Source organism: Kamptonema formosum PCC 10802 (assembly GCF_000332335.1).
Lineage (GTDB): Bacteria > Cyanobacteriota > Cyanobacteriia > Cyanobacteriales > Oscillatoriaceae > Oscillatoria.
In genome coordinates this window covers 4,928,398-4,944,608 of sequence record NZ_KB235948.1, presented here as the reverse complement: position 1 = coordinate 4,944,608, position 16,211 = coordinate 4,928,398, and the positions used below count along the sequence as shown (strand labels likewise).

11 protein-coding genes are annotated in these 16,211 nt (G+C 54.5%); all 11 read right to left on the bottom strand.

All coding sequences use genetic code 11. The annotated features are described in order from the left end of the window. On the bottom strand, positions 1 to 4,886 hold a 4,886-nt coding region (locus tag OSC10802_RS0121670), incomplete at its 3' end, for an AAA family ATPase (protein WP_017718864.1). Between the two features lie 279 nt (positions 4,887 to 5,165). Then, positions 5,166 to 5,477, bottom strand: coding sequence for a hypothetical protein (locus tag OSC10802_RS41145; RefSeq protein ID WP_044171315.1), 312 nt, complete (start codon positions 5,475 to 5,477; stop codon positions 5,166 to 5,168). Between the two features lie 106 nt (positions 5,478 to 5,583). Next, positions 5,584 to 6,237: a tetratricopeptide repeat protein gene (locus OSC10802_RS41140; RefSeq protein ID WP_017718862.1), complete on the bottom strand. Its 654-nt coding sequence runs from the start codon at positions 6,235 to 6,237 to the stop codon at positions 5,584 to 5,586. A gap of 101 nt (positions 6,238 to 6,338) precedes the next feature. After that, on the bottom strand, positions 6,339 to 7,235 hold the full coding sequence (locus OSC10802_RS0121655) for a tetratricopeptide repeat protein (RefSeq protein WP_017718861.1): 897 nt from the start codon (positions 7,233 to 7,235) through the stop codon (positions 6,339 to 6,341). A 97-nt stretch (positions 7,236 to 7,332) separates the two neighbouring features. After that, positions 7,333 to 8,148 (bottom strand): SAM-dependent methyltransferase, encoded by an 816-nt coding sequence (locus OSC10802_RS0121650; protein WP_232731721.1) that lies wholly within the window; start codon positions 8,146 to 8,148, stop codon positions 7,333 to 7,335. 1,230 nt (positions 8,149 to 9,378) lie between these two features. Next, the gene (tnpA, locus tag OSC10802_RS0121635) at positions 9,379 to 9,792 is read right to left on the bottom strand and encodes an IS200/IS605 family transposase (RefSeq protein WP_017718857.1); all 414 of its coding nucleotides are present in this window, start codon (positions 9,790 to 9,792) and stop codon (positions 9,379 to 9,381) included. Positions 9,793 to 9,966: 174 nt separating this feature from the next. Continuing rightward, complete coding sequence (locus OSC10802_RS0121630) at positions 9,967 to 10,725, bottom strand: ABC transporter ATP-binding protein (protein WP_017718856.1); 759 nt, start codon at positions 10,723 to 10,725, stop codon at positions 9,967 to 9,969. A gap of 1 nt (position 10,726) precedes the next feature. Then, positions 10,727 to 11,944: an ABC transporter permease gene (locus OSC10802_RS0121625; protein ID WP_017718855.1), complete on the bottom strand. Its 1,218-nt coding sequence runs from the start codon at positions 11,942 to 11,944 to the stop codon at positions 10,727 to 10,729. Positions 11,945 to 12,149: 205 nt separating this feature from the next. Continuing rightward, on the bottom strand, positions 12,150 to 13,367 hold the full coding sequence (locus OSC10802_RS0121620; protein ID WP_017718854.1) for an ABC transporter permease: 1,218 nt from the start codon (positions 13,365 to 13,367) through the stop codon (positions 12,150 to 12,152). Positions 13,368 to 13,434: 67 nt separating this feature from the next. Further along, positions 13,435 to 15,111, bottom strand: a complete 1,677-nt coding sequence (locus OSC10802_RS0121615) for an efflux RND transporter periplasmic adaptor subunit (protein WP_017718853.1) — start codon at positions 15,109 to 15,111, stop codon at positions 13,435 to 13,437. A gap of 353 nt (positions 15,112 to 15,464) precedes the next feature. Further along, on the bottom strand, positions 15,465 to 15,971 hold the full coding sequence (locus tag OSC10802_RS0121605) for a GbsR/MarR family transcriptional regulator (RefSeq protein WP_017718851.1): 507 nt from the start codon (positions 15,969 to 15,971) through the stop codon (positions 15,465 to 15,467). Positions 15,972 to 16,211: the final 240 nt, after the last annotated feature.

Genomic DNA, 16,211 nt, shown 5'->3' with positions numbered 1-16,211 from the left:
AGGCTGAGGTTTTTGTCGGAATTCATCCGCGTAACATTATTATAAATCGTCCGGTTAACGGTGTCAAGGAATTTTTTGGGGTCGGTTTCGCTATTTTCCAGCAGGGTGCGGATTGCGGTTTGCACCATGATCATCAGCACGCCGCTTTCTAAGCCGTGTCCGGTTACGTCGCCGATGCCGATTTTAACGCGCCCGTGGCTTTGCAGCACGTCGTAGTAGTCGCCGCCCACTTCGTCGGCGGGCTCCATGAAACCGGCAATATCCAGTTCCGGGATTTGATGCAGTTCTTCCTCTTTGGGCAAAATCATCCGCTGCAACCGGCGCGTGATTTCCAGTTCCGCCGCCATCCGCATGTTCTCGGCTTTCAGGCGCTCGTTGAGCAGGGTGATTTCTTGGTTGGCGGCGGCGAGTTGGGCGGTGCGCTCGATGACTTTTTGCTCTAGGGTTCGGTACAGGAGCGCGTTTTCAATGGAGATGGCTGCTTGGGCGGAAAGGATTCTCACCACTTCCAGCCGGTCGGCGGTAAATGCGGCGTTGGCGATGTTATTCTCCAGGTAGAGGATGCCGGTGAGTTTGCCTTGGTTGAGGATAGGGGCGCACAAGACGGATTTGGGCTGGTTTGCGGTAATATAAGAGTCTGTGGTGAAGATTCCCTCGCTGCTGGCGTCGTTTAAGACGACATTTTCCTGCGTGCGGGCGACATAATTGATGATGGCTGCGGGGAGAAGTCCGCTGTCAAGGGCGGGAATTGATTGCAGAACTTCGGCGGGATTGTCGGCGTGAAGGGCAGCTTCAATGGTGAGTTTGCCGCTATCGGAAAGGATGAGGAAACCTTTTTGAGCACCGGCATTTTCCAGGACGAGGTTGATGAGTTTGGCGAGCAATTTGTCGAGGACGATTTCACCGGCTATCGCTTGCGAGGCTTTGACGACGGTGGCTAAGTCCAGGGTTTCGCCGGAACCGCTGCCGGTGGTGGAGATGGTGGCGCTTTTGGTTGCGGAGGATGCCGGTGCGAGAAACTGGGGATATCGTTCCTCCAAGTCCTTGACTTTTGCCACCGCACCCCACTGCTGGTAGGCATAGTGGGCGTCTTGCAAATAGTGGCGGGCGATGCGGTTTTGGCCACGGGCGAGATAAAACCGGCCCGCCAGTTCGCAGGCGAGGGCTTCTTCGTTGAGGTATTCGTTTTCTTGCGCGAGGGCGATTGCCGAGTCGTAGTGCTCTCGGGCTTCGGCATAGTTGCCCAGCACGCGGGCGCGTTCCGCTTCCACGAGGTGGAATTTGTGGGCGCAATTCATGGGGGCGTGCTTGGCCCAGGTTTCCATTTTCGCCTGGTTGGCGGCGACTTTCTCCAGGATGCGCTCTCGCTCGGATTCGGGGGCGTCAGGAAATACGGCCAGCCGAATCAGCGAATTATACAAATTGTATGGAGGAGCATAGAGAGATGTCTCCAACTGGATAAAATACTCTTCTGCTATTTCTAGATATTCACTAGCCTGTCTTACTTCTTGAAACAGATAAAAGAGGATCTTACTGTTAAAATAAAGATTAAAAAGGGAGCCTCTATCCCTGGCTGCAATGTGGAGTGGCAGCATTTTGTAATCTCGGTAGACTTCACCCATTAAACGGCACCTATTTTCCGATCTACCCAGCAAGTTCAAGACTGCCTGCCAGTAGATTAAATGGTAATGCAAAATAGTTTCTTGTCCGAGCTTGGCAAGGGCTTTTCCATATTTTGCCATTTCTCGTTCCAGTTCGTTCAACTCCTTACCCGCTAAATAGGAAGTAATAGAGTAAGTGGCCGATCCATTAGCGGCAAATTCTAAATCTCCGGCAGCCAATCCGCTTTGATAGCTCTCTAAAAAAAGGGGAACTATATCCCTAAGGCGTTCTTTCCAATGTGTTACAAATGCGCTCACCATAAAATAGGTTCTGGCTTTGAGCTTTTTAGCATTCAACCGTTCTAACACCTGTAAAGCAAGTTGGCCGAATAGATAGCCAGTATCAATGTCTCCCCCACCGCAGAGGATGAGACCGTACATCGCATACGCATAGGCAGAATCAGCGGCATTGCCATATTCGACCGATAAATTTACTTGTTTGCCGATTAGCAATGGTATCAGTTCGTTCATGGCAACAAAGGCTGGCAGACATAACTTGGTCAGAATCCGCATGGCTGCCAGTTTTGCCCGCTCTGTCATTGCCGGCAGCTCGATTAAGTCTCGTGGCTCTTTCCCTGCCAGAACTGACTGTGTTTCCTGTAGGGCTTGCATAATATCTGCCAAAGTTGGCTTTTCGGGAAAGATCAGATCCAACAACTTTAGAAATTCGAGGCCAGTCTGCAGTGATAGCAGCAGTTTGCTTTGTGCTGAATAGGCTAGGATCTTCGCTTCATAGACTGCCACTTTGTCCAGCGGCGTTAAAGCGCGTTCCAAGACGAGGGCTCCCAATCGCTCCATCTCCTCAAAGTCGCCGCAGAGATACGCAGCCTCTGCCGCTTCCTCATAGAGTGCTAGGGTCAGGTCATACTGGGTCTGCCAGCTATTCTCGCCCAGCAGTCCAATGCCGAGCTGCAAATAGCTCAACGCCGACTGATAGGCTGCCGAGGCTTTTGCTTTTTTCCCCGCCTGCAGATTTAACCGGCCCAGCTCATCGCGCTCGGTTTGCTCCCCGATTAACGCCCGACCTTGGTTGAGCTGGTTGACGATATCAAATATTTTCAGCTCCAGCTCCTCTGCCGGCGTATTCTGCAGCAGCAGCTGCCCCACCCGCAGATGCACCGCCTGTTTGTCCGCTTCCGGAATTAGGGAATAGACCGCTTGCTGGATGCGGTCGTGGGCAAACTTGTACTCCGCCGACACCTGATCGGAAAGACCTTCCACATCCAGTTCCATCAACTTGTAGGTGTCGGAGAGGGGCAAAACAAAACCCTCTGCTATCGCCGGCCACAAATCGGCGGCTGTTTCTCGCGGCGCTTTTTCAGACACAACCGCCAGCCGGTCCAAGTCGAACTGGTTGCCGGCACAAGCGGCAAGCTTCAACACGGCTTGGGTTTCTGGCGGTAACTTCTGCACTTTGGCCGCCATCAGTTCCACGACGTTATCTGTGATCTGCCGGCTTTGGATTTGCCGCAAATCCCACTGCCAGGAGTTCCGCTGATAGTCAAAGGCAATCAGCTGTTCGGCATACAGGGACTTGAGAAACTCTGTGACGAAAAAGGGATTGCCGCCGGTTTTGGCCCGCACCAATTCTGCCAGCGGTTGGGCCGGCGCTGGCTGGCAGTGCAGCAGGTCAGCAATCAACTCGGTGATGTGCCGTGTGGCTAAGGGGAAAAGTGAAATCTGATTGACGGTTGCGCCGGCTTTTTTTATCTCTTCAATTGCCAGCATCAGCGGGTGCGCATCGCTGACTTCGTTGTCGCGATACGCCCCGATTAAGGACAGTCCGGGTTCCGCCGCCGCCATCAGCAGCTGAATTAATTTCAGAGAAGCCCCATCCGCCCACTGCAAATCGTCCAAGAAAACAACCAGGGGATGTTGCGGCTGGGTAAAGACTTTAATGAAGTTTTGAAACACCAGGTTAAAGCGATTTTGCGCTTCGGCGGCACCCAGTTCGGGGACGGAAGGTTGGGGGCCAATAATCAGCTCCACTTCTGGGATGACCTCTACAATCACCTGTCCATTCGCTCCCAAAGCCGCCTGGAGTTTCTCCCGCCAGCGGGCGATTTGGGCTTCTGTTTCGGTGAGCAGTTGCTGCGCCAGCGACCGAAATGCTTGTATCAGCGATGCGTAGGGAATATTGCGCTGAAATTGGTCAAATTTTCCGGAGATGAAGTAGCCGCGCTGCTTGGTCAGGGGTTTGTAGACTTCCTGCACCAGGGCTGACTTGCCGATGCCGGAATAGCCGGAAACCAGTATCATTTCGCTCGCCCCAGAACTGACTCGCTCAATCGCAGCCATCAGGGTTGCGACTTCCTTTTCCCGTCCGTAAAGCTTTTGCGGAATTTGGAACCGGTCGGAAATATCATGCCGTCCGAGTCGGAAGGGGTCAATCTGATTTTTTGCCTGCCACTGTCGCAGGCATTCCTCTAAGTCCGCAACCAGCCCCCGCGCGGACTGGTAGCGGTCTTCGGCATTTTTGGCCATCAGTTTCAGCACGATTTCTGAAACCGTCTGGGGAATGTCGGGTTTGAGGTCGTGCGGGGGTGCCGGCACTTTGGCAATGTGGCAGTGCACTAATTCCAGGGCATCATCCGTGGCAAAAGGCAACTGGCCGGTCAGCAACTCGTAGAATGTTACCCCCAGGGAGTAAAAATCTGTGCGGTAATCGATCGCCCGGTTCATCCGTCCCGTCTGTTCTGGGGAGATATATGCCAGTGTTCCCTCCAGCAAATTGGGATTGCCAAACGTTGGGTTTTCTCGCGAAAGCACTGTGGAAATGCCAAAGTCAATGACTTTGACTTGTTGGGTTGCTGGGTTGAAGAGGATGTTGGACGAGTTGATATCTTTGTGGATAATATATCTTTGATGAATTTGGCCTAAAATGCTGGCAATTTCAATCGCTAGGGGGAGAAAGCCGGTTAAAGTCAAGCTCCCAGCTAGATTGAGCTTAGCGAGGGACTCTCCGCCGAAGTCTTCCAGCACCATCACCGGACGGTTGCTGTCGCTTTCCCAGCTGTAGGCATCCACCACTCCCGCCAAGTTCAAGCTGCGGGTGACTTCATACTCCCGTCTGAACTGGGCCACTATTTCGGGCGGGGGATAGGCTTGTTTCAACATTTTGAGGACAAGCGGCTGGCCATCTGTTGGCCTCATTGCCCGAAACACCAGTGAGGAAGCGCTTTCGTGCAGCTGTTGGGTTATCTGGCAGCCAGAAATCGTTATCATTTTTACTTGCTATCCTTTTTTGTGACCCGCCTATTATATTTTAGCAATTTCCCTGCCAAACTTTCAGGGATATCCAGCACCCTTTTGTCCCATCGCTCCTTACGAAAAAACCCCGCTACAGCAGGGTTTTCCCGCTATTAACCTATCTCGCTTTTAAGCGCTTCAGTGGCTAAAAAGCGACAGCATACAAGCTAATTATTTTTTCTGAAAATATGAGAGCGGCGCAAGTATATAAATGCTCATCTGTGGGGAATGTCACTTTCTACCTGCGAGCCGTTCCTATTTTGATGCGTACTGCTGTCCTAGCGCTCGGTTTTCTCCATCTGGAGAATCTGAATCAGGCTCATCTGAGTCCGGGGGGTCTGGGTCGGGGAAAGGATCAGGAGCAGGATCTACAAGTGAAAAAGCAGAAGGAATAATATGATTGGTGAAGGTGGCAGCAATGCGGGCGGAATTCCCGCTCTTTAGCGCAGCTCGCTCCAGTTCCGATAGCCCTACCGCAGCCATAACGGTGTCAGGAGCCTTCGCGAATGCTTCTTGCTGTCTGGGATTTGTGGTCAAATCGGTCAAAAAATCGAATAACTTGCTCAAGGTATGCACCTCATGGGTCTAGTTCTTAGAATTTGAGCGCACAGTCTGAAAAATGGGCCATTTACTCTGCGTCCAGCACACAGTTGGCTCTCAGCAGAATTGTAACTCAATCTGGCAAGGGAGTCTTAATTTTACTATTGTTCTTGTTCTCTGCAATGCGATTCCTTAGAGATCCCTTAAGTTGCCGGATTATCGGATCGCGAACTATAGTATTGTCGAGCGATATAGCATGCAGCAGATCGTAGTACGCTCTGTCACCCTCGCCCAAAAACAAGTAGACGGCACTCCGGAAGGCAAAGGCCCAGGCGTATTTGGGATACAGCAAGATGGCTTTGTCAAAATCTTCCAGAGCTGGCTCCAGTTCGCTTTGGTTGTACAAGTCATGGCTCCCACCACGGTGGGCGTAAGCCCAGGCGTACTTGGGGTTTATTTCCACAGCGCGAGTGAAATCCGTGAGAGCTTTCTTCTTGCTAGGCCCTCCCATCACGCGGAGCGTCTCACCCTTGTGAGCGTAGGCCCAGGCGTACTTGCTATTGGCTCCTCCTGATAATTCTATAGCTTTCTCAAAGTCATCGAGCGCATTGTTAAAGGACGCTTGTAAGCGGTAGGCTTCACCCCGGTGGGCGTAGACCCAAGCGGAAGGCTTTTTCTCGATGACTGCGGTAAAGCAATCTATAGCCTTGTCGTAGTTCCCCACTTGGAGGAAGGTTTCGCCTTCGTGAGTAAGCGTCTTAATACTGTCATCAGATTTGCACGTCATCTGGTAAATGTACCCTCCTATCTATTCCAATAATTTCTGGACTCCAGAGCGGATAAGCGTCCCGCACATAATTTTTTAAATTGTAAGCAGATGGACTGCCTTCACTCCTCTCTGGCCGTCGCGATTAACGATTGAAAGCGCCTATCGGCACGCAGGTCAAGCCATGCCAAGTCCCGCCGAGCTAACTCAAGCGGCTCATTCTCTAGCGAGATTGCTTCACTCAGATAGTTCAGCGCCTCCTCAGAGTGTCCCTCAAGCGCCGCCAGACCGCCAAGCCGATAAAGGGCACCGGCACGCTGTGGCCCATTCACTCCAGCTTGTAAGGCAGTTCGCGTCTGTTGGATTTCAGCTTGCGCCTCACCCAACCCTTTCCAGCGAGCCTTGACCACAGCAAGCGTGTACAGGGTAATAAAGTCATCCGGGCTATCCTGCAACCCTCGCTCGCAACATTCAATCACCTCAGCATACCGTCCCAGATAGCTCAGCAGCAGCCCGCGCTCACCTGGCCAAGAGGGAATGATAGTTTTGTCAAGAGCAATCGCCCGGTCGCAATCCGCCAAAGCTTCCTCATAGCGGTTCACCAGACAGTGAAGCTGGCCACGATAGAAGAAAGCCCAAGCATAGTCCCGCTTCAGCTCAAGAACCTTATTAAAGTCAGCCAGAGCCTCATCGTAGCGATTCAGGCGATGGTAGCTTGCGCCCCGGTGGGCCAGCGCCCAAACGTAAGTGGGCTGGAGTTCCACCGCTCGGTTAAAATCAGCCAGCGCTTCCCGATAGCGTTTCAGCAGGTAGTAAGTCTCGCCCCGGTGGGCGATGGCCCAGGCGTAGTCAGGCTGCAGCGCAATCGCCCGGCTGAAATCCGCCAGAGCGTCCTCATAGCGCCCCGCCAGCCGGCACATCTCCCCCCGGCGGGCAATGGCCCGAATGTCCTGAGGATTCTGTTCGATGGCCCGGTTGAGGGCAGCTAGAGTGTCCTCTTGCGCTTGAGTCCCGCACATCCTGAACCCCACACCACTTGCACAACTTGTTGATGACTACGATCAAAGCATACCCTGTTCACCCCCCACAAGGTTCATACAGATTTTTACACATTTCTTAATCTTTCCCGCCCCGCCCCGGCCCAACAGAAATCCCCAACCGGGCCATCATTTCCGCATCCACCGGCGCAGGGGCTTTGGGCGGCACATAAAGCGTCGAAACCGGCGTCACGGAAGCATTTGGCAACTCGCACAGGCGCATCCGCTCAATAGTAGGCGAGCACACCGGATAGTAAACCGCCGCCTCGTAAACCGTCACCTCATGCTCAGGACCGTAATCGGTTTGCAAAACCTCCGCCAACACCTTCAAACCCCGCAAGTGGGCGTTTTCCTTGAAAAACCCCAAATTGCCGGTGAAACCAATCTGCCACAAAATCAGAACGCTAGTCGGGTCAAATTTGCGCCGGCGGATCAGGAAATCCGTCGCTTCAAAACTCTGACAGCCATTGCGTCCCGGGTCAACCCCCAAATCAGCAAACAGACAGTCTTCCGCCGAAATTCCAGGCAGCATTTCCGCCCGAAACCCCTCCCGACGAGCCTGCCGAATCGCCTCGTGAGCCGGGTCAGCAAACACCCCCGGATGGCCGTAAAAAACCGCGCAGACATTCAACCCAGAGCGAACCTCAACCAAAATCCGCCCCACCATTTCATCATAAGTTTTCCTGCGCCGCAAATTGCCGGTATCGTAGGGCAAAGATTCAGCGGCAGGATTGAGAGACTGCAGCCACTTAGCCGTCAGCGGGTCAGCCACAGCAAACAGCACCTTATCCGCGCCCTCAATCCAAGACCGCGCCGCCAAAGTCAGATGGCCCACCAGTTGAATGCCGGTGCCAACAACAGTTAAAGAACCCCGATCCAAAACAAACCCCCACACATAGAATACACCCTTCAACTTACCACAAATCGTACCGATTTTGGATTTTGGATTTTGGATTTTGGATTTTTAAAAGCCCCAGTAGGGTGGGTTAGCGAAGCGTAACCCACCCCCCCCAACAATACACGCCGGTTGCGCCCCACAGCCCAAATTCAAAAGAGACACCCTCCCGACAAAACCCCCCCGCACCGCGCACACCGGCGCGGAATTCATTCAGCCGGCAGAGTGCCGGTGGGAAGCAATCAACCGAGGAAAAACCAGGCAGATTTTGAGAGTCTCGCTCTACTCTTAGCCCGCGAAGGCGGGCTTCGTTTGTATAGCCGCGATTTCCAATCGCTAGGAACCTGGCTAATCGCCGGGGAATTAGCAAAACCTGTAACCCCTCACGCATTCACCAACACCATCTTATCAATACCGGCTCATCAGAGTTTCACCCGCCGGCGCGGGGTGATCCAAGACATGCCGGTGAGAATGAAATCGCTTATTGCGGGATATGCCGGCGATTGGAAAAATACTGTTGGCGCTCTGCGTAAGGGGCTAGGCTTTTTGCTAATTCCCAGGCGATTGGAAATCGCGGCTATACAGACAAAGCCCGCCTTCGCGGGCTAAAGAGTAGAAGGAGACTCTCACAGTCTGCGCGGTTCTTTTCCCAGGAAAGACGACGCCAACATTATCTTAGAAATCACGGCTAGCCAAACCCGCCGGCGCGGGTTGCTACAAGACATGCCGGTGAGAATGAAATCGCTTATTGCGGGATATGCCGGCGATTGGAAAGATACTGTTGGCGCTCTGCGTAAGGGGCTAGGCTTTTTGCTAATTCCCAGGCGATTGGAAATCGCGGCTATACAGACAAAGCCCGCCTTCGCGGGCTAAAGAGTAGAAGGAGACTCTCACAGTCTGCGCGGTTCTTTTCCCAGGAAAGACGACGCCAACATTATCTTAGAAATCACGGCTAGCCAAACCCGGCGGCGCGGGTTGCTACAAGACATGCCGGTGAGAATCAACCGAGGAAAACCCGGGCAAATTTTGAGAGCCTCGCTCTACTCTTAGCCCGCGAAGGCGGGCTTCGTTTGTATAGCCGCGATTTCCAATCGCTAGGAACCTGGCTAATCGCCTAGGAACTAGCTGTAGGTCTAACCCCTCACGCATTCGCCAACAGTCTCTTTCAATCGCCAGGAACCTGGCTAATCCCGAAGTCTGCCGGTGGGATCTAAATGGAAATTACTCTGGTTAGGTAGGAGCTAGCTCCCAAAGAGGAATAATTGATTTTTCGCGGTGATGGGTTGCCTGGTGTCTGATGTAGTTAGCCACTGAGTCGATGGCACCCTCGATCACAGTAAAAGCCCCATAGCTGCCCTGCCATTTAAAGAACTCACGGGGTTTAATTTCGCGAGCAATCAAATGGGACGTACTGCCCTTAATTTGTTTTATTATATCAGATATTGCCAGAGTGGGCGGGAAGCCGATTAATAGATGTACATGCTCCTCAATGCCGCCAATGGCGATTGTCGTGCATCTCAGCTGGTTGCACTGCCCAACAATTGCCTGATAAACCGGCTTCTGGATATCTGGCGTAATCAGAGGCAATCTGTCCCAGGTCGCCCAAACAAAATGGACATACAACTGCGTGAAATTTCCGCTCATTTCTCATTCCTCTTAACCCCGCGCAGGCTTTGCAATCGCCGGAGTGTGTCAACCCCGGGTGTGTCAACACTCGCCAGGGGACATCAACACTAACCGGAGGCTCTCAACAATCACCCCAAAAAAATGCTACAATAGAGGTGCGTTCCCCCTCCGAAACGCACCCCACATCAACCCTCAAAAAACAGCATGCCCCAACTCATCAGGCGTCAAATGAGAGTGGATCACCTGCCCATCCCGGAACCAAACAATCCGGCGAGTGCAGCGAGCCACATCCGGCTCGTGCGTCACCATAACAATCGTAATCCCACCGGCATTCAACTCCGAGAAAATATCAATCACCTCCTGAGTCGTTCGGGAATCCAAAGCCCCCGTAGGCTCATCCGCCAGCAACAGCACCGGCTTATTCACAATTGCCCGCGCAATAGCCACCCGCTGCTGCTGCCCTCCCGACAGCTGGTTCGGCTTATTATTCATCCGATTTTGCAGCCCAACTCGGCGCAGCGCCTCAGCCGCACGCTGCCGGCGGTCCCCACTGGCAACCCCCGCATATACCATAGGAAGCATAACATTTTCCAGAGCCGTCAGCTGCGGCAAAAGGTGAAATTGCTGGAACACAAACCCCAGCTTAACATTGCGAATCTTCGCCAGCTCCCCCTCAGGCATCCGCGCCACATCCACCCCATCCAGAAAATACCTTCCAGAAGTGGGCCGGTCCAGACAGCCAATAATATTCATCGCCGTAGACTTCCCCGAACCTGAAGCCCCCATAATAGAGCAATACTCCCCCTGCTCAACCGTCAGGCTCACCCCATTGAGAGCGCGAACCTCAATATCCCCCATCCCGTAAACCTTAAAAACATTTTCCAGCTGAACAATCGCCCGCTTCCGCCCCGAAATCACAGCAGGAGATACAGGGCTAACTTTATTTTGCATCTTATTCACTCCGCAACGCAACAATAGGGTCAAGTTTAGCAGCCCGGCGAGCCGGCACCACCCCAAAAAACAGGCCGATCGCCCCAGAAACCCCAGTCGCCAGAGCCACCGCAGCCGGTGACACCCCCGCCTTCAAAGGCGTCAGCGCCCCCACCAGAAACACCCCGCCGCCGCCGGTCAAAACCCCAACTAAACCGCCGGTGACAGACAGGATCACCGACTCAATGATAAACTGAAATAGGATATCGCGCTCCGACGCTCCGATAGCCTTCCGCAAGCCAATCTCGCGAGTGCGCTCAGTCACCGACACCAGCATAATATTCATTATACCAATTCCCCCAACAAAAAGCGAGATGCTAGCCACCGCTGCCAGCATCACAGTCAGAGCGCCCGTCACCGCCCCCGTAGTTTTCAGCAAATCCTTCTGATTCTGAACCGTAAAATCATTCTCGTCCGCAATCTTGTGGCGCAGCCGCAGCAAATTCTCAATCTGAAACTGAGCCGCATCCATACTTTCCTGATTCCGAGCATTCACATAGATAATCGTCAGAGAAATCCCATAGGGAGAAGTCCGCCCCACAATGCGGTTAGCCATCGCCGTCACCGGCAGAAAAACCGTCTCATCCATATTCATGCCAAAAGACGACCCTTTGGCTTTCATCACCCCAATCACCTCAAAGCTAGCATCCTTAATGCGCACCAGCTCTCCAATCGGATTCGCACCCCCAAAAAGTTCCTTTGCCGTATCCGAACCCAGAACCACAACCAGCTTGTTCCGCCGCACATCCAAATCCGTAAAAAACCGCCCCTCAGCCACCTCAAAACTGCGCACCGGCAAATAATCCGGCGTCGTGCCGGTGAGCGTCGCTGAAAAATTCTTATTGCGGTAGCTCACAATCTCACTGCTGTTGAGTTCCGGCGCAACAGCCGTCACCGAAGGGACCTGAGCTGCGATCGCCTCCGCATCCGCCAGCACCAGAGTTTGCGGTGGGGGACCTGGCAACCGCTCAGCCATCTCACTCCCCGGCGTCACAAACAGCACATTTGGTCCCAAAGCCTCCAACTCGCCGGCGACAAACCGCTGCGCGCCCTCACCCACTCCAATCATAGCAATAACAGAAGCATTCCCAATAATAATTCCCAGCATCGTCAGAGCGCTGCGCATCCGATTTGCCACCAGCGTCTGCACCGCCATTCTCACACTTTCTAAAACATCCATACGTTTCCACCTTTTCTCATCATCTTCGATGGCGTTATTTCCGTGGGGTGCGTTATTCGGTGAGCAGGATTATTTTTGTGAGGTGGGTTACGCATACCCACCTTACTTACTTCTATAGCCCGCGCAGGCGGGCTTCGTTTGTATAGCCGCAATTTCAAGAGACTGGATATTAGCAATAGTGTTGCCCCCCACGCCCCATGCCCAATCAAGCACTCCGCAGCGCCACAATCGGATCGAGCTGAGCCGCCCGGCGCGCCGGCACCACCCCAAAAAACAGACCGATGCCCCCAGAAACTCCCGTCGCCAGCACAATCGCCACCGGCGATATGCCCGCCTCCAAATTTGTCAGCTTCCCCGCCAGCAGCACCCCCCCCACACCGATGCCGGTGCCAATCAGCCCGCCGGCAACCGAAAGAATCACCGCCTCAATCATAAACTGCATCAAAATATCTTGCTCCGACGCCCCAATCGCCTTGCGCAGACCGATTTCCTTCGTGCGCTCAGTCACCGACACCAGCATAATATTCATAATACCAATTCCCCCGACCAGCAGAGAAATTGCCGCAATCGCAGCCAGCATCGCCGTGAGAGCGCCGGTGATAGCGCCCATCGTCTTCTGCAAATCCTTCTGGTTGCGAACCGTAAAATCATCCTCATCCGTAATTTTGTGGCGCAGCCGCAGCAGATTGGCAATCTGAAACTCAGCCGCCTTCATGCTCGCTTCATCCCGCACAGAAACAGAAATAAAGCTGACCTTCATTCCGTAGGGAGAAGTCCGCCCCAGAATCCGGTTCGCCATCGTCGTCAGCGGCACAAAAGCTGTATCATCCAGATTCATCCCAAAAGTCGTGCCCTTAGGCTGCATCACCCCAATCACCTGCAGTGAAACATTTTTCACCCGCACCGACTTTCCAATCGGATTTTCCTCCCCAAAAAGCTTCTTCGCCAAATCTTTTCCCAGAGCGATAACCTGCTCATTGCGCTTCAGGTCTAAATCCGAAATAAACCGGCCCTGACCCACATCAAATTTCCGCACCGAGAGAAATGCCGGTGTCACCCCAAACAAAAGAGGAGAGGAATTTTTGTTGCGGTAAGCGATCCGTTCTTGACCGGTGAGCTGGGGAGCCACCTCCCTCACCGAAGGCACCTGAGACGAGATCGCCTCCGCATCTGCCAGCACCAGCGTTTCCTGCCTAAAAACCGGTCGAGTTTGAGCCTTCGGACTTCCCGGCGCGACAAACAGCACATTAGTCCCCAGAGAATTCACCTGCGCCTCCACAAACCGCTGCGCCCCCTCACCCAACCCCAGCATCGCAATCACAGACGCATTGCCAATAACAATCCCCAGCATCGTCAAACCGCTGCGCATCTTATTAGCCACCAGCGTCTGCACCGACATTCTCACACTTTCAGCAAAATCCATCGCTCAGAAACCCCTTTTTTTCTCCTCTCTTGGCGCTCTCTGCGTCTTGCCGGTTCAATAACGCCCCCTACTTCTTCTCCTTCACAATATCCTCCAACTTTTGACCCTCCGGAAGGCCCACAAACACCCGCTCACCGGCCTGAACCCCCTGAAGAATCTGAGTTTGATTTTCAATGCTCGGCCCAATCGTCACCGGGCGGAAAACCGGCTTATTCTTCTCACCCGGAACCAAAATGCCGGTTTGCCCCTTTTGAGTCACAATCGCCACCGTAGGAACCACCAAAGCATCCTTTAGCTCGTTCCCCAAAAACGTCAAATCCACATTCATCCCCGACTGTAGCTTGTTCAAGCCGCTCTCGATATCCACCCGCACTTCAAACAGCGTCACATCCCGCTCTTTTATCGCCTCAGGGGCAATCAAATGGACGCGACCTTTAAAAACTTCATCCGGATAGGCGTCCGCCACAATCTCAACCTTTTGCCCCGGTTTAATCTGACTGATGTCAGCTTCCGGCACCTTCGCCAGGACTTCCAGACCCCTAGCCAGCGCCACGATTGAAGTAGAGGTAGCCGAACCGGCACTGGAAGCAGAAGTCGTGGGCGTCACAAACGCCCCAACCGTAGCGTATCGCTGGGCGATCGTGCCGGGAAAAGGAGCGCGAACCACAGTGTCTTCCATCTGCACTTCCGACAGCTTCAGCCGCGCTCGGGCTTCCGCCACAGCCGCTTGAGCCTCCGCAATTTCCTCAGGGCGGCTGCCATTGAGCGTCTGGTCGAGCTGGCTCTGCGCTTCTGCCACAGCGGCTTGAGCCCCGGCAATTTCCTCAGGGCGGCTGCCATTTTGCAGCCTTTCCAGGCGCTGCTTCGCTTCTGCCACACCGGCTTGCGCTTGTTCCAGGGCAGCTTTCGCCCTGCGAGCCTCATCTATGGTTCGGTCGAGCTCTTGAGTCGCGATTGCCCCCTGCGCCGCCAGCTGCCGGTTGCGCTTGACATTCTTTTCCGCCAGCGCCAGCCGCGACTGCGCCTCGGCGACTTGCGCCTCCGCTCTCGCCACACCGGCAGAGGCTTCCCCAATCTCTTCGAGGCGGCTGCCGGCCTGCAACTGGGCCAAATTCGCCTTGGCTTTTTCCAGGCGCGCTTGCCCTTGAGCCACCTCCTCCGCTCGGCTCCCCGACTCCAGCTTTTGCAGGCGGGCTTCCGCTTGGGCCACACCCGCTTTCGCTTGCTGCACTTGGGCTTGAAGCTCGTCACTCTCCATGCGAGCCACAATTTGCCCCGCCTGTACCGTGTCGCCTTGCTCCACCAGCAGCTCCGCTATCCGCCCCTGGGTTTTCGGCGACAGGTTGACGCTCTGCACCGGCCTGACATTGCCGCTCGCCTGTATCCTGACTGTCAGGTCCTGCGCTGCCACCGGCACCGTCAGTTCTGCTATAATATCTTTCTTCGGCTGAGCGGAGCGCTGAATTTGGTAAGCCGTGACGCCGGTGCCGAGCACCGCAGCAGCGATCGCTCCGAGCACCACAGGCTTCACTGGCCACTTGCGCTTCCGCCCGGGCCAGCTGTCTGCGGGCGTGTCTGCGGGCGTGTCTGCCGGCGTGTCTGCCGGCGTGTCTGCCGGCGTGTCTGCCGGGGGCGCTTCGAGGGGCGCAGCGGCGAGTTCAGCAGGCTGGTGCCCGTCCTTCTCTACTGATTCTTCCTCTGGTAGCCGGTGCAGTTGCATGGGCGTGTTCCTGAAATCAGTCATTAAATATAAGAGTGTGTCTTAGGGGTGATTAAAACGCTGCAGCACTGAGACTGCACAATCAGACTGCGGGGCTATTTTCCGGAAATCCGCGACCTTGCACTGGCTGGGCTTCACTTTTATTGTAACGATTTGTATAATTCAAGCCGCCCGCGCGGAGCGCCGGTCTGGCCCAAAGCTTGTGCGTGCGGCGAGCTGGAAAACGCTGCCCTATTTTATTTTTCAGCGCTCTGGGGTAGAATTTACGAGGCGGCTATCCCCACAAGCCAGGTTTTACCGCTAACCCCTCCCGCCCAAACCCGAGCGAGCCGGTGTGGGGACCGGCACCTGCCGCGCCCCCACACCTTGAATGCTGGCTAGCCTCCCTCAACACGACGCCCCTCTTTGTCCGGGCGCTCCAGCTCCCAGCGCTCGATCAGCACCGGCAGCTCCCGCTCAAAAAAAGCGTGAAAGTCCCGCATCTCTCGCAAGCGAGCCTGCCGGTGGCAGTCTTCCCCAGCCAGAAGCTCCAGCCCGTGTTCCGCCAGCTGGCGAACCGCTGCAATCTGTGCCTGTCGCTGCCCGATCAGCACCGACCAGGTGCCTAGCGTGATGCGGAAATAGTCGCGGCGCTCCCCGGGAATGCCGGTACGCTCCACCATGCCGGCTTGAATCAGGAGCCGAGTCATCGTGCTGATAGAGCCTTTGCTCGCCTGCAGCACCTCCGCCAGGGAGCCGGTGGACTGGTGCGGCGGGTCACAAATCAGCAGCCAGCCCATGATGCGCCCTGCCATTCGCGGCAAGCCCGTGAACTCGAACAGCAGACCGACCTCCTCGATAAAGCCCTTGACCTCAATTTGCCGGCGCTCAGAGTCCAGACTCACTTCAAATGGCCATTTATGTACATCTATATCTAGATTAGCACCTTTTGAACGTTCAGTCTTTAATGAACTCATCAAACAAGGCCCGCTTTCGGGTAGGGGTTGGGGGGTGAGAGGCGGCAAGAGGGGGTGGGTTTTTTAGATCTGGCCTGTTTTCAGGCAGGGGAGCGGGGGCGTTCCGGGAGCGGGAGAGAGCTTACAGACATGCAGTCCGGCTTGATTCACCCCCCAAGCCAACGAAAA

Bases quoted from the DNA above. Each gene is read 5' to 3' on its own strand.
- OSC10802_RS41140 (WP_017718862.1), bottom strand. From the start codon at position 6,237: ATGACGTGCAAATCTGATGACAGTATTAAGACGCTTACTCACGAAGGC.
- OSC10802_RS0121655 (WP_017718861.1), bottom strand. From the start codon at position 7,235: ATGTGCGGGACTCAAGCGCAAGAGGACACTCTAGCTGCCCTCAACCGG.
- tnpA (WP_017718857.1), bottom strand. From the start codon at position 9,792: ATGAGCGGAAATTTCACGCAGTTGTATGTCCATTTTGTTTGGGCGACC.
- OSC10802_RS0121630 (WP_017718856.1), bottom strand. From the start codon at position 10,725: ATGCAAAATAAAGTTAGCCCTGTATCTCCTGCTGTGATTTCGGGGCGG.
- OSC10802_RS0121625 (WP_017718855.1), bottom strand. From the start codon at position 11,944: ATGGATGTTTTAGAAAGTGTGAGAATGGCGGTGCAGACGCTGGTGGCA.
- OSC10802_RS0121620 (WP_017718854.1), bottom strand. From the start codon at position 13,367: ATGGATTTTGCTGAAAGTGTGAGAATGTCGGTGCAGACGCTGGTGGCT.
- OSC10802_RS0121615 (WP_017718853.1), bottom strand. From the start codon at position 15,111: ATGACTGATTTCAGGAACACGCCCATGCAACTGCACCGGCTACCAGAG.